The organism is Pseudomonas sp. PB105, from assembly GCF_009764655.1.
GTDB lineage: Bacteria > Pseudomonadota > Gammaproteobacteria > Pseudomonadales > Pseudomonadaceae > Aquipseudomonas > Aquipseudomonas cyclaminis.
The window spans coordinates 1-20327 of record NZ_RWIO01000056.1; the positions used below are offsets into that span (position 1 = coordinate 1).

Annotated in this window: 20 protein-coding genes; 10 read left to right on the forward strand and 10 right to left on the reverse strand. The window is 60.2% G+C overall.

Features of this window, described 5'->3' with window-relative positions:
- Positions 1-432 (reverse strand): hypothetical protein (locus EJD88_RS14780; protein WP_218574069.1); only part of this gene is annotated, 432 nt, incomplete at its 3' end.
- 247 nt (positions 433-679) lie between these two features.
- Positions 680-1627 carry a LysR family transcriptional regulator gene (locus tag EJD88_RS14785; protein WP_099587226.1) on the reverse strand — a complete coding sequence of 316 codons (948 nt, stop codon included), beginning with the start codon at positions 1625-1627 and terminating at the stop codon, positions 680-682.
- A 131-nt stretch (positions 1628-1758) separates the two neighbouring features.
- Here EJD88_RS14785 and EJD88_RS14790 point away from each other — a divergent pair, with 131 nt between their 5' ends.
- Positions 1759-3276, forward strand: coding sequence for a CoA-acylating methylmalonate-semialdehyde dehydrogenase (locus EJD88_RS14790; protein WP_158878344.1), 1518 nt, complete (start codon positions 1759-1761; stop codon positions 3274-3276).
- 15 nt (positions 3277-3291) lie between these two features.
- Positions 3292-4179, forward strand: coding sequence for a 3-hydroxyisobutyrate dehydrogenase (mmsB, locus tag EJD88_RS14795; protein WP_099587228.1), 888 nt, complete (start codon positions 3292-3294; stop codon positions 4177-4179).
- Between the two features lie 126 nt (positions 4180-4305).
- On the opposite strand, the gene EJD88_RS14800 is transcribed toward mmsB, so the two are convergent.
- The gene (locus EJD88_RS14800; protein ID WP_015885872.1) at positions 4306-4650 is read right to left on the reverse strand and encodes a cupin domain-containing protein; all 345 of its coding nucleotides are present in this window, start codon (positions 4648-4650) and stop codon (positions 4306-4308) included.
- 298 nt (positions 4651-4948) lie between these two features.
- On the opposite strand from EJD88_RS14800, the gene kynB reads away from it, so the two are divergent.
- A complete protein-coding gene (gene kynB / locus EJD88_RS14805; protein WP_158878345.1) occupies positions 4949-5599 on the forward strand; it encodes an arylformamidase in 651 nt (216 codons plus the stop codon).
- Positions 5596-6453, forward strand: coding sequence for a tryptophan 2,3-dioxygenase (gene kynA / locus EJD88_RS14810; RefSeq protein WP_015885870.1), 858 nt, complete (start codon positions 5596-5598; stop codon positions 6451-6453). The genes kynB and kynA overlap by 4 nt, the downstream gene beginning before the upstream one ends.
- A 159-nt stretch (positions 6454-6612) precedes the next feature.
- Here kynA and EJD88_RS14815 read toward each other — a convergent pair whose 3' ends face one another.
- The 4 genes from EJD88_RS14815 to antA form a co-directional block, all read right to left on the reverse strand.
- Entirely contained in the window at positions 6613-8016 is a 1404-nt protein-coding gene (locus tag EJD88_RS14815; protein ID WP_099587230.1) for an amino acid permease, read from the reverse strand.
- Between the two features lie 72 nt (positions 8017-8088).
- Complete coding sequence (gene antC, locus EJD88_RS14820; RefSeq protein ID WP_158878346.1) at positions 8089-9096, reverse strand: anthranilate 1,2-dioxygenase electron transfer component AntC; 1008 nt, start codon at positions 9094-9096, stop codon at positions 8089-8091.
- 94 nt (positions 9097-9190) lie between these two features.
- Complete coding sequence (antB, locus tag EJD88_RS14825; RefSeq protein ID WP_099587232.1) at positions 9191-9682, reverse strand: anthranilate 1,2-dioxygenase small subunit; 492 nt, start codon at positions 9680-9682, stop codon at positions 9191-9193.
- Entirely contained in the window at positions 9682-11073 is a 1392-nt protein-coding gene (gene antA, locus EJD88_RS14830; RefSeq protein WP_158878347.1) for an anthranilate 1,2-dioxygenase large subunit, read from the reverse strand. Before antA ends, antB begins: the two co-directional genes overlap by 1 nt.
- Before the next feature lie 316 nt (positions 11074-11389).
- Here antA and EJD88_RS14835 point away from each other — a divergent pair, with 316 nt between their 5' ends.
- Complete coding sequence (locus EJD88_RS14835) at positions 11390-12382, forward strand: helix-turn-helix domain-containing protein (protein ID WP_099587234.1); 993 nt, start codon at positions 11390-11392, stop codon at positions 12380-12382.
- A 4-nt stretch (positions 12383-12386) separates the two neighbouring features.
- Here EJD88_RS14835 and EJD88_RS14840 read toward each other — a convergent pair whose 3' ends face one another.
- Positions 12387-13262: a LysR family transcriptional regulator gene (locus EJD88_RS14840; RefSeq protein WP_158878348.1), complete on the reverse strand. Its 876-nt coding sequence runs from the start codon at positions 13260-13262 to the stop codon at positions 12387-12389.
- A gap of 114 nt (positions 13263-13376) precedes the next feature.
- Here EJD88_RS14840 and EJD88_RS14845 point away from each other — a divergent pair, with 114 nt between their 5' ends.
- From EJD88_RS14845 to catA, 3 genes are read left to right on the forward strand one after another with little or no spacing between them, the layout of a single operon-like run.
- Entirely contained in the window at positions 13377-14504 is a 1128-nt protein-coding gene (locus tag EJD88_RS14845; protein ID WP_158878349.1) for a muconate cycloisomerase family protein, read from the forward strand.
- Positions 14505-14516: 12 nt separating this feature from the next.
- The gene (gene catC / locus EJD88_RS14850; protein ID WP_112196736.1) at positions 14517-14807 is read left to right on the forward strand and encodes a muconolactone Delta-isomerase; all 291 of its coding nucleotides are present in this window, start codon (positions 14517-14519) and stop codon (positions 14805-14807) included.
- A gap of 41 nt (positions 14808-14848) precedes the next feature.
- Positions 14849-15778, forward strand: coding sequence for a catechol 1,2-dioxygenase (catA, locus tag EJD88_RS14855; protein WP_158878350.1), 930 nt, complete (start codon positions 14849-14851; stop codon positions 15776-15778).
- 276 nt (positions 15779-16054) lie between these two features.
- Here catA and EJD88_RS14860 read toward each other — a convergent pair whose 3' ends face one another.
- A complete protein-coding gene (locus tag EJD88_RS14860; protein ID WP_003194103.1) occupies positions 16055-16528 on the reverse strand; it encodes an Lrp/AsnC family transcriptional regulator in 474 nt (157 codons plus the stop codon).
- A 144-nt stretch (positions 16529-16672) separates the two neighbouring features.
- Between EJD88_RS14860 and kynU the strand changes: the two genes are divergently transcribed.
- Together kynU and EJD88_RS14870 are read left to right on the forward strand one after the other, a co-directional pair.
- Positions 16673-17923, forward strand: coding sequence for a kynureninase (gene kynU / locus EJD88_RS14865; protein ID WP_158878351.1), 1251 nt, complete (start codon positions 16673-16675; stop codon positions 17921-17923).
- Positions 17924-17995: 72 nt separating this feature from the next.
- Entirely contained in the window at positions 17996-19402 is a 1407-nt protein-coding gene (locus EJD88_RS14870; protein WP_158878352.1) for an amino acid permease, read from the forward strand.
- Here the strand turns inward: EJD88_RS14870 and EJD88_RS14875 are convergent.
- Complete coding sequence (locus EJD88_RS14875) at positions 19348-20244, reverse strand: LysR substrate-binding domain-containing protein (protein ID WP_158878353.1); 897 nt, start codon at positions 20242-20244, stop codon at positions 19348-19350. The two genes, EJD88_RS14870 and EJD88_RS14875, sit on opposite strands and share 55 nt — an antisense overlap.
- Between the last annotated feature and the right edge of the window lie 83 nt (positions 20245-20327).

Below are 20327 nucleotides of genomic sequence, written 5' to 3' on the forward strand. Positions count from 1 at the left end.
GCGCTCTGCCAGGCGTTCGCATTGCTGCATGTCCAGGAGCAATCCGAGCGAGGAAGGCTTGATCGAAATGTTGGCTTTTAATCCATTGGCTTGAATCGCTTCAAGCAAATCAATGTAATCGGTCGCCGTATTCTCAGCCTGTTGTGGGGTCGAAACGGTCTCGCCCAATACGTCGAGCGTCACACAAAAACCTTGTGCGTTTAGCTGTTGAACTCGCGCAAGGGCTTCGCCTAGCGTGGCACCAGCAATGTAGCGGCGGGAGATTTTTTGGATAATTGCGCGAGGAATAAAAGGGATGGCACGAGCCATCAAAGCGTTGAAAAGGTGCATATCAATACCAAAGATGAAAAACAGCCAACATCCGTTTCTCCGCGCCAAAGCGTCGAAGAACCACAGACGAAGCAAAGCCGCCACTCCTTTTTGGAGCAGCATGAAGCAGAGTCACAGCCGTATATGTCAGCGCATAGCGGCAGCGTCTACTGCGAGCTTCAGTTCATCAATGGGGGCCAGGCGGCGGCGTGCATGCTTTCTTCTCTAGGTCTTTGCTAACGTCAATTGTTGTTGAAGTTTTCTACCCCAGTTACCCAAACTTTTTGTAGCGTTTGAAGGGGGCTGAACGGTGATCCATGCCACCAAAAAAAGCAAGGAGTGTTGGGCGGGCGATTACTGGGAACCTCCCTTAATCCGCAAACCTGATCTCCCGCGTCTCCCCCATCAACAACCCCTGGTTCTGCTCCGTCACTTCCCGGATGTAGTCCCACAGCAACGTAATCCGTTTCAGCTTGCGCAAGTCCTCCCGGCAATACATCCAGAACTGCCGCGTAATCGCAATCTGCTCCCCCAGCACCGGCAACAACCGTGGATCCTGCGCGGCCAAAAAGCACGGCAATATCGCCATCGACCGGCCTTGCTGCGCCGCGACGTACTGCGCAATCACGCTGGTACTGCGCAAGCTCGCGCTGGCGCCGGGCACTACGTTCGCGAGGTACAGCAGCTCCGAGCTGAACGCCAGGTCATCCACATAGCTGATAAACGGATGCTCGGCCAAATCCGCCGGTTTGCGGATGGGCGGGTGTTGGTCGAGGTAGTCCTGGGTCGCGTACAGCTGCAATTTGTAGTCGCACAGTTTGCAGCACACATACGGCCCATGTTCCGGGCGTTCCAGGGCGATGACGATGTCGGCTTCGCGCTTGGACAGGCTGATGAAGTGGGGCAGGGGCAGGATGTCGACCGAGATGGCCGGGTAGGTGTCGACGAAATGGCTCAACTGCGGGGTCACGAAGAAGCTGCCAAAGCCTTCGGTGCAGCCCATGCGCACGTGACCGGACAGCGCCACGCCTGAGCCGGAGACTTGCTCGCAGGCCATGTGCAAGGTGCTTTCGATGGACTCGGCGTAACCCAGCAGGCGCTGGCCTTCTGGAGTGAGCACGAAGCCGTTGGTCCGGGATTTTTCGAACAGCAACGTGCCGAGGGACACTTCCAATGAACTGATGCGCCGCGACACGGTGGTGTAGTCCACCGCCAGGCGTTTGGCGGCGACGCTGGCCTTGCGGGTGCGGGCCACTTCGAGAAAAAACTTCAGGTCGTCCCAGTTCAGGGAGCCCAATGATGTGATGTTTTTTTGCATATTGGACCGGCTTTTATGTGCGTTCTTATTAGAGATTTGCACATCTATACTCCAAAAACAGTCCGAACGCCTCATTCTTCAAGGCGATCCACGCGCCTTGTCTCTATATAAATATAAGAGTTGGAGACCACATGAACGCATCTGCCGATATTTCCGTTAAACAGGTCAAGTTGCTGATCAATGGCGAGTGGGTCGAGTCCAAGACCTCCCAATGGCAAGACATCGTCAACCCGGCCACCCAAGAGGTGCTGGCGAAAGTCCCGTTCGCCACGGCCGATGAAGTCAACGCCGCCATCGACGCCGCCCATCGCGCCTTCCAGACCTGGAAGCTGACGCCGATCGGCGCACGCATGCGCATCATGCTCAAGCTGCAAGCCCTCATTCGTGAACATTCCAAGCGCATCGCCGTAGTCCTCAGCGCCGAGCAGGGCAAGACCATTGCCGATGCCGAGGGCGATATTTTCCGTGGCCTGGAAGTGGTCGAGCATGCGTGCTCCATCGGTACTTTGCAGATGGGCGAATTCGCTGAAAACGTCGCGGGCGGCGTCGACACCTACACCCTGCGCCAACCCATCGGCGTATGCGCCGGTATTACCCCCTTCAACTTCCCGGCGATGATCCCACTGTGGATGTTCCCGATGGCCATCGCCTGCGGTAACACCTTTGTACTCAAGCCTTCCGAGCAAGACCCGCTGTCGACCCTGTTGCTGGTAGAACTGGCGCTGGAAGCCGGTGTGCCGCCAGGGGTGCTCAACGTGGTGCACGGCGGCAAGGATGTAGTGGATGCACTGTGCACCCATAAAGACATCAAGGCCGTGTCCTTTGTGGGTTCCACCGCCGTCGGCACGCATGTCTACGACTTGGCCGGCAAGCACGGCAAGCGCGTGCAATCGATGATGGGCGCCAAGAACCACGCCGTGGTGCTGCCGGATGCCAACCGCGAACATACCCTCAATGCTTTGGTCGGTGCCGGTTTCGGCGCAGCGGGCCAGCGTTGCATGGCCACCTCGGTGGTGGTGCTGGTGGGAGCGGCCAAACAGTGGCTGCCGGACCTCAAGGCGCTGGCGCTGAAACTCAAGGTCAATGCCGGCAGTGAAGCCGGGACTGATGTAGGCCCGGTGATTTCCAAGCGTGCCAAGGCCCGCATCCTGGAGTTGATCGAAAGCGGCGTGAAAGAAGGCGCCAAGTTGGAGCTGGACGGCCGTGACATCCAGGTGCCGGGCTTCGAGCAAGGCAACTTTGTCGGCCCGACCCTGTTCTCCGGTGTGACCACCGATATGCAGATCTACACCCAGGAAATCTTCGGCCCGGTGCTGGTAGTGCTGGAAGTCGACACCCTCGACCAGGCCATCGCGCTGGTTAACGCCAACCCATTCGGCAACGGGACAGGCCTGTTCACCCAAAGCGGTGCAGCGGCGCGTAAGTTCCAGAGTGACATCGATGTAGGCCAAGTCGGCATCAACATCCCGATCCCAGTGCCGGTACCGTTCTTCAGCTTCACTGGCTCCCGTGGCTCCAAACTTGGCGACCTCGGTCCGTACGGCAAGCAAGTGGTGCAGTTCTATACCCAGACCAAAACCGTCACCAGCCGCTGGTTCGATGACGACACGGTCAACGATGGCGTGAACACCACCATCAACCTGCGCTGATTCCGGGAGACGACCATGAAGATTGCATTTATCGGCCTGGGCAACATGGGCGCGCCCATGGCCCGCAACCTGATCAAGGCTGGCCACGCGCTGAATCTGTTCGACCTGAACCAGACGGTACTCAAGGAACTCGCCGAGCTGGGCGGCAGCATCAGCGACTCGCCGCGTGATGCGGCCCAAGGCGCTGAACTGGTGATTACCATGCTACCCGCTGCCGCCCATGTGCGCAGCGTGTGGCTGAATGAAGACGGTGTATTAGCCGGGATCGGCAATGGCGTACCTGCCGTGGATTGCAGCACCATCGATCCGCAGACCGCCCGCGATGTGGCGGCGGCGGCGGCCAGGCAAGGCGTGGTGATGGCAGACGCGCCGGTTTCCGGTGGCACCGGTGGTGCACAAGCCGGGACCTTGACGTTCATGGTTGGCGCCACCCCGGAACTGTTCGCCACCCTGCAACCGGTGCTGGCGCAGATGGGGCGCAACATTGTGCACTGTGGCGCTGTGGGCACCGGGCAAATCGCCAAAATCTGCAACAACCTGCTGCTGGGCATCAGCATGGTCGGCGTCAGCGAAGCCATGGCGCTGGGCGATGCGCTGGGCATCGACACTCAAGTGCTGGCCGGGATCATCAACAGTTCCACCGGGCGCTGCTGGAGTTCGGACACCTACAACCCATGGCCGGGCGTGATTGAAACCGCGCCGTCATCCCGGGGTTATACCGGCGGGTTTGGTGCCGACCTGATGCTCAAGGATTTGGGCCTGGCTACCGAGGCGGCACGTCAGGCGAAACAGCCGGTGATCCTGGGGGCTGTGGCCCAGCAGTTGTACCAATCGATGAGCCAGCGTGGGGAGGGGGGCAAGGACTTCTCGGCGATCATCAACAGCTATCGCAAGCCCAAGTAAGGGCATTCGGGGGCGAGCATTGTGGTGAGCGGGCTTGCCCAGCGCGGGGCTAGCCCGCTCACTACACAAAGCGAGTGCACCGCTGATAAGTGGCTTACCCCAACCAATCGGTGCACCGCAAAAAACTCAGGCAAACACAAAATACTTACGCACTGTCTCAACCACTTCCCACGTCCCCTTCATCCCCGGCTCTACCACGAAGATATCCCCAGCCCGCAAATGGATCGGCTCCATCCCTTCAGGGGTGATGATGCAGTAGCCTTCCTGGAAGTGGCAGTATTCCCATTTCACGTAGTCCACGTACCACTTGCCTGGGGTGCAGATCCAGGTGCCCATGATCTTGCTGCCGTCTTCGCTGGTGTAGGCGTTGAGGTTGACGGTGTGCGGGTCGCCTTCCAGTTTCTCCCATTTGCAGGCATCCAGGACCGGCAGGGGATGGGTGTCGCGCAGTACGGTGATGGGCTTGGACATGATGGCTCCGAGGCAGGGAATGGAAAGATGCACCCTAAGGCCTTGAGCGTTCTGCCAGTGGTCTGAACTCGACATCGGGATGCCCAGAAGCGCAGGTGAATACGGTTCTACTGGTACAGCGAGGTCAATCATTAATCCCTGGTGGCAGCTCCACTGTGGCCAGGCGACACTTCTGAGCGTAAAGAGGCGATTTCCTCGCAGTAAGTGCGAAAGATTTCCCGCCTCGCGCCAGAATTCGCAAGAAAATTCACAGCTGGCCCTCGTATCATTCACTTCAGTAACCGCCGAGAGCCTTCAAATGAACCCAATAAAAACGTGGTGGGACATCAGCCCACCCTTGAGTACGGCGACCCCGACCTGGCCGGGTGATACGCCGTTCCAGGAAGAGCGCGTCTGGCAGTTTGGCCCGGAGTGCCCGGTGAATGTGGGGCGCATTACCTTGTCGCCGCACACCGGCGCCCACGTGGATGCACCGCTGCACTACAGCGCAGACGGCGCGCCAATTGGCGAGGTGTCGTTGGACGTGTATATGGGCCCATGCCGGGTGCTGCATTGCCTCGCCAGCGGCGCGCTGGTGCAACCGCATCAACTGGAAGGCCGTGTGGATAACCTGCCGGAGCGGGTGTTGCTGCGCACTTATCCACAAGTGCCACTGACTGAGTGGGACTCGGACTTCACCGCCATCGCGCCGCAAACCATTGAGCTGCTCGCCAGCCTCGGCGTGCGCTTGATCGGTATCGACACGCCCTCGCTGGACCCGCAACAGTCCAAGACCATGGATTCCCATAACGCCGTAGCCCGGCATGGCATGGCGATTCTCGAAGGCATCGTGCTCGATGACGTACCGGAGGGCGACTATGAACTGATCGCCCTGCCGCTACGCTTTGCCAACCTGGACGCCAGCCCGGTCCGCGCCATTCTCCGTCCGCTCAAGGAGCCCACGCGATGAGCCAATGTCCCTTTTCTGCTGATTACCAACCGCCGGAAGAATGGCATAACGCCGAACTGAATTTTTCCGAGTCCATGAGCTACGGCGATTACCTGGACCTGGGCAAAGTCCTCAGCGCCCAGCACCCGCTGTCGCCAGACCACAACGAAATGCTCTTCATCATCCAGCACCAGACCTCTGAATTGTGGATGAAACTGATGCTCCACGAACTCAAGGCCGCCCGCGAACATGTGCGCCTGGGCGAGTTGCCGCCGGCGTTCAAGATGCTGGCGCGGGTGTCGCGGATCTTTGACCAACTGGTTCATGCGTGGGCCGTGCTGGCGACCATGACCCCGTCGGAATACAAGGCGATCCGCCCGTTCCTGGGGCAATCGTCCGGGTTCCAGTCATTCCAGTACCGTGAGATCGAATTTATCCTCGGCAATAAAAGCGCGGCGCTGTTGCGGCCCCATGCCCATCGGCCGGAGCTGTTGAACGAGTTGAAAGTGGCGATTGCCACGCCGTCGCTGTATGACGAAGCGATCAACCTGATGATCAAGGCGGGCCTGGCGATTGATCCGAAACGTGCCGAGCGTGACCCGACCGCAGCGACCGTGCACGACGAGTCGGTGGAGGCGGCGTGGCGCGAGGTGTATCGCGATCCGAACCGGTATTGGGACTTGTATCAGTTGGCCGAGAAGTTCATTGACCTGGAAGACTCGTTCCGCCAGTGGCGCTTCCGCCATGTGACCACGGTTGAGCGCATCATCGGCTTCCAGCCGGGCACCGGCGGCACGGAAGGGGTGGGGTATTTGCGCAAGATGCTCGACACGGTGTTGTTCCCCGAGTTGTGGCGAGTACGTTCCACGCTCTAAACAAAAAGCCCCGGATTACCGGGGCTTTTTTATTTGGAATGCATTCAAAACTGTGGGAGCTGGCTTGCCTGCGATGGCATCACTTGGGTCTCACTGTAAACCGAGTCGTCTGCATCGCGGGCAAGCCCGGCTCCCACACAAGCCGGGCTCCCACAGGAATCACTGTGCGTTCACTACCGCGTTGCTTTTGCGAACCCGCATCCGATAGGCAATGTAGATAATCCCCACCCACACCGGCATCGCATACACCGACTCGCGAATCCCCGGAATCGCCAGCATCACGCTGATGATCATCAGCATGAACGCCAGGCACAGGTAGTTGCTGAACGGGAACCAGAAGGTCTTGAACGATGGCGTCACGCCTTGCTCGCCCATGGCCTTGCGGAACTTGATGTGGGTGATGCTGATCAGCGCCCAGTTGATCATCAGCGACGCAACCACCAGCGCAAACAGCAACTCCAGGGCACTTTGCGGCGCCACGTAGTTGACCACCACGCACAGCATCGTCACCAACGCCGAAATCGCCAGGGCTCGCAGTGGCACGCCTTGCTTGTTGAGCTTCATCAGCGCCTTGGGCGCATCGCCTTGTTCGGCCAGGCCAAACAACATGCGGCTGTTGCAGTACACGCCGCTGTTGTACACCGACAGCGCCGCCGTCAGCACCACGAAGTTGAGGATGTGCGCAGCGGTGTCGTTACCGATCAGCGAGAAGATCTGCACAAACGGGCTGCCGCTGTACGCGTCGCCCGACGCGCCGAGGGTTTGCAGCAGTTGGTCCCATGGGTACAGCGACAGCAGTACGGTCAGGGCGCCGACGTAGAAAATCAGGATCCGGTAGACCACCTGGTTGATCGCCTTGGGGATCACCTTGCGCGGTTCGCTGGCTTCGGCGGCGGTGATGCCTACCAACTCCAGGCCACCGAACGAGAACATGATGAACGCCATCGACATCAACAGCCCCATGCCGCCATTCGGGAAGAACCCGCCGTGGCTCCACAGGTTGCTGACGGACGCTTGCGGGCCGCCGGTGCCGCTGAACAGCAGGTAGCAGCCGAGCACGATCATGCCGACAATCGCCACCACTTTGATGATTGCGAACCAGAACTCGGTTTCACCGAAGAACTTCACGTTCAGGGTGTTGATCAGGTTCACCGCGACAAAGAACACCAGCGCGCTGACCCAGGTCGGGATCTCCGGCCACCAGAACTGGATGTACTTGCCTACGGCCGTCAGTTCGGCCATGCCCACCAGCACGTAGAGCACCCAGTAGTTCCAGCCGGCGAGGAAGCCCGCGTAACCGCCCCAGTATTTGTGCGCGAAGTGGCTGAAGGAGCCGGCCACCGGTTCTTCGACGATCATCTCGCCGAGCTGGCGCATGATCAGGAACGCAATGAAACCTGCAATCGCGTAGCCCAGGATCATCGACGGGCCCGCCGACTTGAGTACCCCGGCCGAGCCGAGGAACAATCCCGTGCCAATCGCCCCTCCCAAGGCGATCAGCTGAATATGCCGGTTCTTCAGGCCACGCTTGAGGCCTACCGGGTTAACCATGTCATCCGCCATTAACGTTCCCTTCTACTTGTTTTTCTTGGGGTTGATTGCACGCCGCACCCGCCCCTCAGAAGTGCTGAGGAGTCAGATATTACTCTGCGTAAACTTTTCGTAATACAGCTGAACGCCATCAAGTGCCTGATCCGACAGCCATTGTTGGATGGATTCGACCATCGGAGGGGGGCCGCACACATACATATCCGCCGATCTGTCCCGCAATTCGGCCAGGTCGAAATGTTGGGTCAGGTAGCCGCGCTTGCCCGGCCATTCATCTGCGGCGTCGCTGAGGACTTCGGTGTAGCGAAAACCCGGCAGTTGCGCCGCGTAGGCCGCGATGCGTGGCGCTTCGCATAAATCCTCGGCGCCGCGCACGCCGTAGTAGAGATGCACCGGCTGCTCGCAGCCGGTGGCAGCCAGTTGATCAAGCATGCCCAGCAGCGCCGACAACCCAGTGCCACCGGCGACCAGCACCAGCGGCTGGGTGACATGCCGCAGGTAGAACGCACCCAGCGGTGCCTCCATCAGCAGTTCATCGCCGACTTGGCAGCGCTCACGCAGGTAGTTGCTCATCACCCCATCGGGCAGCAAGCGGATCAGGAACTGCAATTGATTGCCCGCCAGGTTGGCGAACGAGTAGGAGCGCCAACTGTTCGTGCCAGGCACCGAGAGGCGTGCATATTGGCCGGGCAGAAACTCCAGCGGCGCGTCCAATTGCACGTGGAGAATCGCTGTACTGGCCGACACCTGCTGCACTTCGCTGACTGTCCCGCGCACCTGCTCCGGGTTCGGCGCATTGCACAGGCTTGAATCAAAGTCGAAGTAAAAGGTGGCGTCGGACTTCACCCGCGTCTGGCAACTGAGCATCTTGCGTTGTTGCAGGTCGAGGCTGGAGAGGGCCTCGTCGTCCACGTAATCCTGGGTGTAATCGCCCGATTCGCAACGACCCTGGCAGGTGCCGCACACACCTTCGCGGCAGTCCAACGGGATCTTGATGCCATTGCGCAAGGCTGCATCCAGCAGGATTTCATTGGCGCCCACCGGGAAAAACAGGGTCTTGCCGTCGGCAAAACTGAAGGCCACTTTGTGATTCATGTGTTGTTCCCCACCTATTTATGACGTACGCACGGGTTGTTGTGGCAAGCCCGCTCACCACAAAAAGCATGCTCACCACCACAACAAGGGCGCTTTAGAGGTGATAGAAATCCAGCACCGAGTTGATGGTGTCGTTGAGCAACAACGCATGCTTGCGGGTGATCAACCAGCTGTCGCCATCGGGCTTGAGGCTGTAGGTGGCCTGTCCGTAAAACTGCTCCGACGTCGCCAGCCGATAGAACAGCGTGTGCCAGTTCAGCTTCACCTCCAGCGCGCCATCCGCCTGTTCGGCAATGCGCACGTTATTGATCAGGTGCAAAGTGCGCGGCATTGGCGTGGCTGACGCGGCCTTGCCGGTGCGCAGGCGAAAGATGCGGTCTTCCAGGCCGGAACGGTTGGCGTAGTAGATCAGCGACATCTCGCGTTTGGGATCGCGGGTGTACACATGTTCCGAGTCCCATTGCGGCAGGTGGAATTCACTCTGCGGGTCGAACAACTGCACATAGCCGTCCCAGTCCTGGGCGTCGCAGAGTTCGGACTTGCGGTAGAAGAACTGCTCGATCCGGTACTGCAATTGCGCGTTCATCATTCCACCTCCCGCAGTGTCAGCGCTTGTTTGTCCAGGCCCTTGAGCAGGAACTGTTGCCAATTGCGGTGCTGGTTGACGTACAGCCCTTCATGGGTGAACTCGGTGCCGGTCATCGCCGGTTGGATGCCGATGGCTTCGCTGTTGGGCGTCGGCCCGGTTTCCCAGCGATGGCTGCCACGGGAGATATCGCTCCAGCGCTCCAGGCGCCCCTGGAAACCGCGCTGGGCTTCGCGAAACTCCACCAAATCGTCCGGCGTGCCCATGCCCGATACGTTGAAGAAGTCCTCGAACTGGCGAATGCGGTTTTCGCGGTCGGCGTCGGACTCATTTTTCACCCCCAGGCATTGGCTGATGATTTCGGTCTTGTTCCACGCCACCGGGCGGATGATGCGCAGCTGCGAGCTGATCTGGTCGAGGAAGAACAGGCTCGGGTAGATATTCAGGTTGCGCAGGCGGTGCATCATCCATTCGGCTTTTTGCTGGCCGTGCTCTTCCACCAGGCGCGGCATGATGGTGCTGTAGCCGGAACGTACGGAGGGGTTGGGCATGTCGCTGAACAACAGGCTGTGGCCATTGTTGAAGGCGAACCAGCCATCATCGGTGTTCGCATCACCCGCGCCGAGTTTGCTGTAGTCCAGTGTGGTGCCGGAGCCGGTGCCGTTCTCGGTATTGACCTGCTGGCGATGCTGCACGGTGGCCACGTAGTTGTAGTGCACGGTGCTCACGTGATAACCGTCCAGGCCGTTTTCGTTCTGCAGCTTCCAGTTGCCGTCGTAGGTGTAGGCGGATTTGCCCGGCAGCACTTCCAGTTCACCGGTGGCGGACTGCGCGACCATCATGTCGAAAAACACTTTGGCGTCGCCGAGGAAGTCTTCCAGGCTGTTCGTGCCGTTCACGTCCAGGCTGATAAACACAAAACCCTTGTAGCTTTCGATGCGCGCCTTTTTCAGGCCGCGGGTGGCTTTGTCGAAACCCTCCGGGTATTCCCCCGGCGCCTTGACCTTCACCAGCCGGCCATCGCTTTTGTAGCACCAGGCGTGGAACGGGCAGGTAAACGTCGACTGGTTGCCCTTGCCGACGCGGGTCAGGGTGGTGCCGCGATGCTGGCAGGCGTTGATCAGCGCATTAAGCTGGCCTTCGCCATCGCGGGTGATGATCATCGGCTGGCGCCCGGCGCGCAGGGTCACGAAGTCGTGGTTATTCGCCAGTTCGCTTTCGTGGCAGGCGTAGATCCAGTTCTTTTCGAAGATCAGTTCCATCTCCAGGTCGAACAGCTCAGGCTCGGTGAACATGTCCCGGGCGATACGGAACACTTCGTCTGCCGGACGAAAATCCAGGCAGCTGTCGATAAAGCTTTTCCACTGCTCGACGCTTCTTGCACCACTCATGGGAGGCACCTTTTTTGATAGGGGCTAATCGGTGGTTTATTAGAGGCAGCGGGGCAGGGCGCGGGCTATCCGCTTAATGGGGGAAGATGGGCCGCAAAGTTGGGCGCGCAGTACCCAACACGGTGCGGCGGGGTAACGCCATGCGCTACTGTCAGAGGGCGCAAGGGACGTGAAACGCGGTGACTTATCCACATAGTCGGCCGTTGCTATCCACTCAGTGGCGATACTGCCGGCGTGGCGCAGAACTTGCTGTCCAATAACGATAACGACGCGCCGCCAGAGCGCGCAAACGCCTAACCGCCGTGGGTGCACCCTGATGAGCAGCCAGACACGCGATATCCATATCCAACGCTTCGACCTGGAAGGCGCCCGCAGCTGGATGTCCGGCATCTGCGGGCCGCACCGCCTGGCGACGACGACCCCCGAGCGCCTGCGTTTCCACCACAGCGCCAATGTGTTCAAGTCCCGCGCCACGACGTTGGGTGTGATCGAGTACGGCACCGACGTGACCATCGACATCGAGGATGCCGAGCACTTCAGCAGCTATAGCCTCAGCCTGCCGCTGGTGGGTGAGCAGGAGTTGAGCAAGAACGGTGAGCGCCTGAGTTCCAACCGCGATCAAGGCGTGATCATCTCGCCCAACGAGCACCAGGTGCTGGCGATTTCCGGCGACTGCCGCAAGCTGCAAGTGGTGATTACGCGGGCGGCGATGAGTGAATCCCTGGAAGGTTTGCTGCAACGGCCCATTGACGCGCCGCTGCGCTTTGAATCCGTGATGGACGCGGTGGACGGCGCCCCGGCGTCGTGGTGGCGCATGGCGCGCTACTTTATCGCCGAGTTGGAGCGCAGCAGCGAGCTGTACGAGCAGGCCGCGTTTACCCGCGACCTGGAAAGCTCGCTGATCAAGGGTTTGATCCTGGCCCAGCCGAATAACTACTCCGAGGAACTGCGCGACGTACTCGGCGTGAAGCTGCCGCATTATTTGATCCGCGCGCGTCAGTACATTCACGACAACGCCCGCGAAGCGGTGCACCTGGAAGACTTGGAAGCCGCCGCGGGCGTGTCGCGCTTCAAGCTGTTCGACGCGTTCCGCAAGTACTTTGCCTTGTCGCCGATGGCCTACCTGAAGAAGTACCGACTGGGTGCGGTGCGCCAGGAAATTCTTGAACATGGCTCTATCCGCACCATCTCCGAGATCGCCCTGGGGTGGGGCTTTACCCACCTTGGGCGGTTTTCGGCGGAGTACAGAAAACTGTTTGATGAATCTCCCAGCCAGACCTTGCAGCGCAATCGCCTACGCAGCCTCTGACCCTTCAGATCAGCTCTTCAACCAACTGCAAACAATGCCTGAGCCCCGGCGACTGATCATTCACCCTTCGGCTGAGAATAATCGGCGAGGTCGCTGTGGTTTCCACAATCGGCGTGTAACCGATGTCCGCCCGATGCAGCACCTGCACCGAGGCGGGCACCAGCGTCACGCCCATGCCCGCGCCGACCAGGCCAATCGCGGTCTGCAGCTCGTTGGTCCACTGCGCCACCTTGAGGCTCAAGCCGTGGGTGTCGAACAGGGCGATCACATGGTCGGCATAACTGGGGCGCGGGTTGCCGGGGTACAGCACAAAGGGCTCGGCGGCCAACTGGGCAAGGGTGACGGGCGCGGTGAGCAGCGCATGCCCGGCAGGCAGCACCGCCACCAGCCGATCCTCCACCAGTACGCGCTGGTCGATGGCCGGGTCGTCGATGCGGATACGCCCGAACCCCACATCAATGCGCCCGGCCTTGAGCGCTTCGACCTGCTGCAAGGTGGTCATCTCCGACAGGCCCAATTCCAGCTCCAGCGCCTCATGGCTGCGCAGGCGGCGGATCAGGTCGGGCAACACGCCATACAAGGTCGAGGGCGCAAAACCGATGCCCAGCCAGGTCTTTTCACCCTGGCCGATGCGCCGGGTGCTGTCGCAGACCTTGTTCAACTGTTCCAGCAACAGATTGGCGTGCTCATAGAAAAACCGCCCGGCTTCGGTCAGCCGCAGCGGTCGGCCGCGTTCCAGCAGAATCACGCCCAGCTCCTCCTCCAATTGCTGGATCTGCCGGCTCAATGGCGGCTGGGCGATGTGCAGGCGTTCGGCGGCGCGGGTGAAGTTGAGGGTTTCGCCCAGCACCTGGAAATAGCGCAGATGACGCAGCTCCATGACGGCTCCTTTCATACCTTAAGAGTATTGTTCGAGACTAATTCTATATTGGCCCCCTGGAAAGACCGGGAACAGAATCAGCGCAAACCTATAAAGAACCCAACGGGTATTGCCATGCCGATTTGCGCCATTGAGTCGATCGAGACCATCATCGTCGACGTCCCCACCATCCGCCCGCACAAGCTGGCAATGCACACGATGCAAAACCAGACCCTGGTGATCATCCGCGTGCGTTGCGCCGATGGCATCGAAGGCATCGGAGAGTCCACCACCATCGGCGGCCTGAGCTACGGCAACGAAAGCCCCGACAGCATCAAGATCAACATCGACCGCCACTTTGCGCCGCTGTTGATCGGCCAGGACGCCAGCAACATCAACGCCGCCATGTTGCGCCTGGAGCGCAGTATTCGCGGCAATACCTTTGCCAAATCCGGGATTGAAAGTGCGTTGCTCGATGCGCTGGGCAAGCGCCTGAACCTGCCGGTGAGCGAACTGCTCGGCGGTCGCGTGCGTGACGCGCTGCCGGTGGCCTGGACCTTGGCCAGTGGCAACACCGAGCAAGACATTGCCGAGGCTGAAAAGATGCTCGACCTGCGCCGCCACCGCATCTTCAAACTGAAGATTGGCGCAGGCGAAGTAGGCCGCGACCTGGCCCATGTGATCGCAATCAAAAAGGCTTTGGGCGAGCGCGCCAGTGTGCGCGTCGACGTCAATCAGGCCTGGGATGAAGCCGTCGCCCTGCGGGCCTGCAAGGTACTGGGCGACAACGGTATCGACCTGATCGAACAACCGATTTCGCGCAACAACCGTGGCGGCATGGCGCGGCTGAACCTGTCGAGCCCGGCGCCGATCATGGCGGATGAGTCCATCGAGTGTGTCGAGGATGCCTTCAACCTGGCCCGTGAAGGTGCGGCGTCGGTATTCGCCCTCAAGATCGCCAAGAACGGCGGCCCACGTGCGGTGTTACGCACGGCGGCGATTGCCGAAGCCGCCGGTATTGGTCTGTACGGCGGGACCATGCTGGAAGGCGGCATCGGCACCCTGGCCTCGGCCCATGCGTTCCTGACCCTCGACAAATTGGCGTGGGGCACCGAACTGTTCGGCCCGCTGCTGCTCACCGAAGACATCCTCACCGAACCGCCGGTGTACCGCGATTTCCAGCTGCATGTTTCCCACGCGCCGGGCCTGGGCCTGGCCATCGACGAGGAGCGCCTGGCGTTCTTGCGTCGTGATAAACACTAAGAGGCGCCTGCCATGTTGTTCCACGTAAAAATGACCGTGAACCTGCCCGTCGACATGAACCCCGAGCGCGCCGCCAGCCTCAAGGCCGACGAAAAAGCCCTGGCGCAGCGCCTGCAGCAGCAGGGCAAATGGCGCCACTTGTGGCGCATCGCCGGGCTCTACGCCAACTACAGCGTGTTCGACGTCGACAGCGTGCAAGAACTGCACGACCTGCTGATGCAACTGCCGCTTTATCCCTACATGGCCATCGAAGTGAACGCCCTGTGCCGACACCCTTCGTCGATCCATGAGGACGACCGTTGAGCCTGCTCTACACCCAATAATTACAAGATGAGGATTGCACCATGTCCACCCGACTGTCCCAGACTGCCCACGCCCAACGGTTTCTCGAAGAAGCCAGCGGCAACCTCAATGACGGCGGTAACCCGCGCACCAAAGCGCTGACCTACCGGATTTTGCGCGACACCGTGAACATCATCGAAGACTTGGACGTGACCCCCGAAGAGTTCTGGAAGGCGGTCAACTACCTCAACGAGCTGGGCAAGAATCAGGAAGCCGGGCTGCTCGCCGCCGGGCTGGGCCTGGAACACTACCTGGACCTGTTGATGGACGCCGCCGACGAAGAAGCCGGCAAATCCGGCGGCACCCCGCGCACCATCGAAGGCCCGCTGTATGTGGCCGGTGCGCCGCTGTCCCAGTACGAAGCGCGCCTGGATGATGGGACAGATGCGGCGGTGCCGCTGTTCATGCGCGGGCAGGTGCGCGACACCGACGGCAAGCCGTTGGCCGGGGCGATCGTGGATGTATGGCAGGCCAACACCGGCGGCACTTATTCGTGGTTTGATCCCGCTCAGTCGGAGTTCAACCTGCGCCGCCGCATCGAGACCGACGCCCAGGGCAACTACCGTTTTCGCAGCATCGTGCCGTCCGGCTACGGCTGTCCGCCGACCGGGCCGACCCAGCAACTGCTTGATCAGCTCGGGCGTCATGGGCAGCGGCCGGCGCATATCCACTTCTTTATCTCGGCGCCGGGCCACCGGCACCTGACCACCCAGATCAACCTGTCGGACGATCCTTACCTGCACGATGACTTCGCCTACGCGACGCGGGATGAATTGATTGCTGAAATTCGCTTCAGTGACGATCAGCAACTGGCGCGGGAGTTTGGTGTGCAAGGGCGGTTTGCGCAGATTGATTTTGACTTTGAATTGCAGGTGGCTGACGCGCCGATAGAACAGAAACGCATGCAGCGGGTTCGTGCCCTGGAGGATTGATCAATACGGTCAAAAATGTGGGAGGGGGCTTGCCCCCGATGGCCATAGGTATCTACACAACTTCCCGTGGATGCTGAATCTATGGCAACTGGGCTGTTGTGGTGAGCGGGACAAGCCCGCTCACCACAGAGTTATGTATAAGCCTTTGAGAATTGTGTAGATACCCATGCCCCGATGGCGGTGCATCAGCCAAATATTCAGTGACTGACACACCGCTATCGGGGGCAAGTCGAATCGTCGCACCGCCCCTCCCACATTGGATTTATGGTGTTTCGGTTATTTGCGCAGCACCAAATCCAACACCTCATCCCGATCCTTGATCTTCTGCAACACAATCTCCGAGCGTATATCCATCACCCCTGCCGTGCGGTTCAGGTGGTTCACAATAAAGTCCGAGAAGTGCTTGAGGTTGCGCGCCTGTACCCGCAGTACATAGTTGCTGGCGCCGGTGATCACATAGGCGCTGGCCACTTCCGGCCAGCCCTGCACCTTCTTGATAAAGGTCTCATGCCAATCCTCCACGTCCTGGCGCAACGACAGGTGGACGATGGCTTCCAGCTCGATCCCCAATTGTTCGGCGTTCAGCACCGCGCGGTAGCCGCTGATGATGCCTTCGCTCTCCAGCAGGCGCAGACGGCGCAGGCAGGCGGAGGGCGACAGAGCGACTTTTTCCGCCAGTTCCTGGTTGCTGATACGGCCATCCTGTTGCAGGAAATGCAGGAGGCGCAGGTCGGTGGCGTCAAGAATCATGTTTAGAATAAATCCGCGTATTTGGGGGTTAACTTCGAATTTCCTACAGCTTAATTAGCTGGTTGCCCACCACTTTGCACGAAAATTCTGTAAATCTTCGTTCATTATCTAGTCCATCTTCACTTATAAAAACCAGGACAGACCATGACCACCCGAAGCCATTGCCAAGCCCTCGACGCCCAGGATTCGCTGGCGCCGTTGCGCAATCAGTTCACCTTGCCTGCGGGCGTGATTTACCTCGATGGCAATTCCCTCGGCGCCCGCCCGGCGGCATCGCTGGCGCGGGCGCAACAGGTGATTGCGCAGGAGTGGGGCAATGGCTTGATCCGCAGTTGGAACAGCGCGGGCTGGGCGGATTTGTCCCAGCGGCTGGGCAATCGCCTGGCACCGCTGATCGGTGCGCGGGACGCTGAAGTGGTGATCACTGATACCACCTCCATCAACCTGTTCAAAGTGCTCAGCGCGGCGCTGACGGTGCAGCGCCAACGCGCACCCGCGCGCAAGGTGATCGTCAGCGAAGCGAGCAACTTTCCCACCGACCTGTACATCGCCGAAGGCCTGGCCGAGTTGCTGCAACAGGGTTACTCCCTGCGTCTGGTGAACAGCCCGGATGAACTGCCCCAGGCCATCGACGGCGATGTGGCGGTGGTGATGCTCACTCACGTCAACTACAAGACCGGCTACATGTACGACATGCAGGCGCTCACTGCCTTGAGCCATGAATGTGGTGCGCTGAGTATCTGGGACTTGGCGCACTCGGCAGGCGCGGTGCCCATCGACCTGCACAACGCGGGAGCCGATTACGCGATTGGCTGCACCTACAAGTACCTCAATGGCGGCCCCGGCTCCCAAGCGTTCGTGTGGGTTAACCCGGCGCTGGTGGACTTGGTGCGTCAGCCACTGTCGGGCTGGTTCGGGCATACCCGGCAGTTCGCCATGGAGTCCAACTATGCGCCGAGCGCCGGCATTGCCCGCTACCTGTGCGGCACCCAGCCGATCACTTCGCTGGCGATGGTGGAGTGTGGCCTGGAGATTTTCGAACAGACCGATATGGCCAGCCTGCGCAGCAAATCCCTGGCGTTGACTGACCTGTTTATCGAGCTGGTTGAAGCCCGTTGCGCGGCGCACGGCCTGGTGTTGATCACTCCGCGTGAACATGCGCGGCGCGGTAGCCATGTGAGCTTTGAGCACCCTGAAGGTTATGCGGTGATCCAGGCCCTGATTGCCCGTGGCGTGATCGGTGATTACCGCGAGCCGCGGATTATGCGGTTTGGGTTTACGCCGTTGTATACGAGCTTTACCGAGGTGTGGGACGCCGTGGAAATCCTCGGTGAGATTCTCGACGAAAACACCTGGGACCAGCCGCAATTCAAAGTCCGCCACAGCGTTACCTGATTAAACCCCTCCCACAGGGATCCGCGACAATATCCAAACAGTGCAACCACAATAATAACGAGGCACACCAACGTGACCACATCCGACACCGGCTTTGCCGAAATCACCCAACGCGAACTGGGCCTGCGGCGCCAGCTGACTTCCGGCCAGATGAGCATGATCGCCATCGGTGGTGCCATTGGCACCGGGCTGTTCATGGGCAGCGCCTATGCCATCGGTTATGCCGGGCCGAGTGTGCTGGTGAGTTACGCCATCGGCGCGCTGATCACCTTGCTGCTGATGGGGTGTCTGGCAGAGATGACGGTGGCCCATTCCACCTCGGGCTCCTTCGGCGCCTACGCCGAGTTCTACATCAGCCCGCTGGCCGGGTTCCTGGTGCGTTATGCGTACTGGGCGGCGATTGTGCTGGCGGTGGGCGCCGAGGTCACGGCGGTGGCGATGTACATGAAGTACTGGTTCGCCAACGTGCCGGAGTGGGTGTGGATCGTGTCGTTTTCCAGTGTGCTGATTGTGCTCAATGCGATCAGCGTGAAGACCTTCGGTAACTTCGAATACTGGTTTTCCACCATCAAGATCAGCGCCATTATCGGCTTCATCATCCTGGCCGTGTACGTGGTGTTCGGCTCCGGCAACCCGGATTACGGCGTGCAGAACTACACCGCGCACGGCGGATTTTTCCCCCATGGCTTGAGCGGCATGTGGATCGCGGTGATTGTGTCGATCTTCAGCTACCTCAGCGTGGAGATGATCGCGGTGGCTGCCGGTGAAGCCGCCGACCCGGAGCAGGCGGTGAAGAAGGCCTTTCGCGCAACCATCGTGCGGTTGGTGGTGTTCTACCTGCTGACCCTGGCGCTGATGCTCGCCATCGTGCCGTGGAGCCAGGCCGGGCAGACCCAGAGCCCGTTCGTCACGGTGATGCAGACCATCGGCATTCCCGGCGCCACCGGGGTGATGAACTTTGTGATCCTGATTGCCGCGCTGTCGGCGATGAACAGCCAGCTCTACATCACCACGCGCATGATGTTCAGCTTGTCCCGCGCCGGCTTCGCGCCCAAGTCCATGGGCGCCCTGAGCAAAAGCGGCATCCCGCTGAATGCGCTGCTGCTGTCCAGTTCGGGCATTGCCCTGGCGACCTTGTTGAATGTGGTGTACCCGCAAAGCTCATTCACCTTGATGATGGCGATCTCGATGTTCGGCGCGATCTTCACCTGGTTCATGATCTTCCTCACGCACCTGTTTTTCCGCCGTTATCGCAAGCGTCACGGCGGGCCGAAGCTCTCATTCCAGCTGCGCCTGTTTCCCTACAGCACCTTGCTGGGCCTGGTGCTGATGGGCGCGGTGATGATCACCACGTATTTCACCGAGGCGTTCAAGATGACGTTGGTGTTTGGCGTGCCGTTCCTGCTGATTCTGTCGGCGGTGTATTACGGGTTCTTCCGCAAGGGCAGGGCCAAGGCGTCGAACAAGGCTTTGGCGTAACCGGGCAGTTGCTCGAACGAACGTGTGCACAGCAATAGCTGTCGGCAAGCCCAGTCTTCTGCCAGAGGCTGGGCCTTGAAGTGGCGCTCCAAAGGCCAGCGATCCAGCGCGGCCTGGGGCACGATGCCCAGGCCAGCGCCCCGTGCGACCATCCGAATCACCCCATCAAAGCCCTCGGCGCGGATGCGCGTGTGTAAGCGAAACCCCGCGTTCAGCGCTTGCTCTTCCAGGTACACCGCCAGTGCGCTGTGGGCCGCGAGGCCGACGTAATCGTGTGGCAGGCTGTCGATAAAACTCACCGGGCTGGCAGCCAAGGGATGATCCAGGGGCATGATCAGCACCAGCGGGTCATCGCGAAAGGGCAGGGTCTGCAAACCGTGGGTATCCACCGCATCGGAGATGATGCCCAGATCCGCCGTGCCCTGGCGCAAGGCCTGGGTGATGCGCAGGCTGGGCAATTCCTGCAGGTCGATGTCTAGGTTTGGGTGTTCGCGCAGAAAATCCGCCAACAGTTCCGGCAGGTATTCACTGAGCGCCGTGGTGTTGCACAGCAGGCGCACCTGGCCTTTGATGCCGTTGGCGTATTCCGCCAGGTCCTGTTGCAGGTGCTCGGCCTGTTGCAGCAGCAGGCGCGCATGGCGGGCCAGTGCTTTGCCAGCGGCGGTAGGGGTAACACCACGGCGGCCGCGCTCCAGCAAGGCGATGCCCAGCGAGGCTTCCATTGCGCGTATGCGAGCGCTGGCCGCCGCCAGGGATAAATGGCTGCGGCTGGCGCCAGCGGTGATGTTGCCGGTGTCGAGGGTGTGCAGGTAGAGGCGCAGGTCGGTGAGGTCAAAGTGCATGGCTGGGGTTCTCGATGAGGCCTTCAGCCTCCCGCAAAACAAGAGGCAGCCTCAGTATATGGCGAATTTCCAGCGCACATCCA

Bases quoted from the DNA above. Each gene is read 5' to 3' on its own strand.
- EJD88_RS14875 (WP_158878353.1), bottom strand. From the start codon at position 20,244: ATGCACTTTGACCTCACCGACCTGCGCCTCTACCTGCACACCCTCGAC.
- antC (WP_158878346.1), bottom strand. From the start codon at position 9,096: ATGAATCACAAAGTGGCCTTCAGTTTTGCCGACGGCAAGACCCTGTTT.
- EJD88_RS14815 (WP_099587230.1), bottom strand. From the start codon at position 8,016: ATGGCGGATGACATGGTTAACCCGGTAGGCCTCAAGCGTGGCCTGAAG.
- antA (WP_158878347.1), bottom strand. From the start codon at position 11,073: ATGAGTGGTGCAAGAAGCGTCGAGCAGTGGAAAAGCTTTATCGACAGC.
- EJD88_RS14800 (WP_015885872.1), bottom strand. From the start codon at position 4,650: ATGTCCAAGCCCATCACCGTACTGCGCGACACCCATCCCCTGCCGGTC.
- mmsB (WP_099587228.1), top strand. From the start codon at position 3,292: ATGAAGATTGCATTTATCGGCCTGGGCAACATGGGCGCGCCCATGGCC.
- kynB (WP_158878345.1), top strand. From the start codon at position 4,949: ATGAACCCAATAAAAACGTGGTGGGACATCAGCCCACCCTTGAGTACG.
- EJD88_RS14785 (WP_099587226.1), bottom strand. From the start codon at position 1,627: ATGCAAAAAAACATCACATCATTGGGCTCCCTGAACTGGGACGACCTG.
- EJD88_RS14835 (WP_099587234.1), top strand. From the start codon at position 11,390: ATGAGCAGCCAGACACGCGATATCCATATCCAACGCTTCGACCTGGAA.
- kynA (WP_015885870.1), top strand. From the start codon at position 5,596: ATGAGCCAATGTCCCTTTTCTGCTGATTACCAACCGCCGGAAGAATGG.
- EJD88_RS14860 (WP_003194103.1), bottom strand. From the start codon at position 16,528: ATGATTCTTGACGCCACCGACCTGCGCCTCCTGCATTTCCTGCAACAG.
- EJD88_RS14845 (WP_158878349.1), top strand. From the start codon at position 13,377: ATGCCGATTTGCGCCATTGAGTCGATCGAGACCATCATCGTCGACGTC.
- EJD88_RS14840 (WP_158878348.1), bottom strand. From the start codon at position 13,262: ATGGAGCTGCGTCATCTGCGCTATTTCCAGGTGCTGGGCGAAACCCTC.
- antB (WP_099587232.1), bottom strand. From the start codon at position 9,682: ATGAACGCGCAATTGCAGTACCGGATCGAGCAGTTCTTCTACCGCAAG.
- EJD88_RS14790 (WP_158878344.1), top strand. From the start codon at position 1,759: ATGAACGCATCTGCCGATATTTCCGTTAAACAGGTCAAGTTGCTGATC.
- kynU (WP_158878351.1), top strand. From the start codon at position 16,673: ATGACCACCCGAAGCCATTGCCAAGCCCTCGACGCCCAGGATTCGCTG.
- catC (WP_112196736.1), top strand. From the start codon at position 14,517: ATGTTGTTCCACGTAAAAATGACCGTGAACCTGCCCGTCGACATGAAC.
- catA (WP_158878350.1), top strand. From the start codon at position 14,849: ATGTCCACCCGACTGTCCCAGACTGCCCACGCCCAACGGTTTCTCGAA.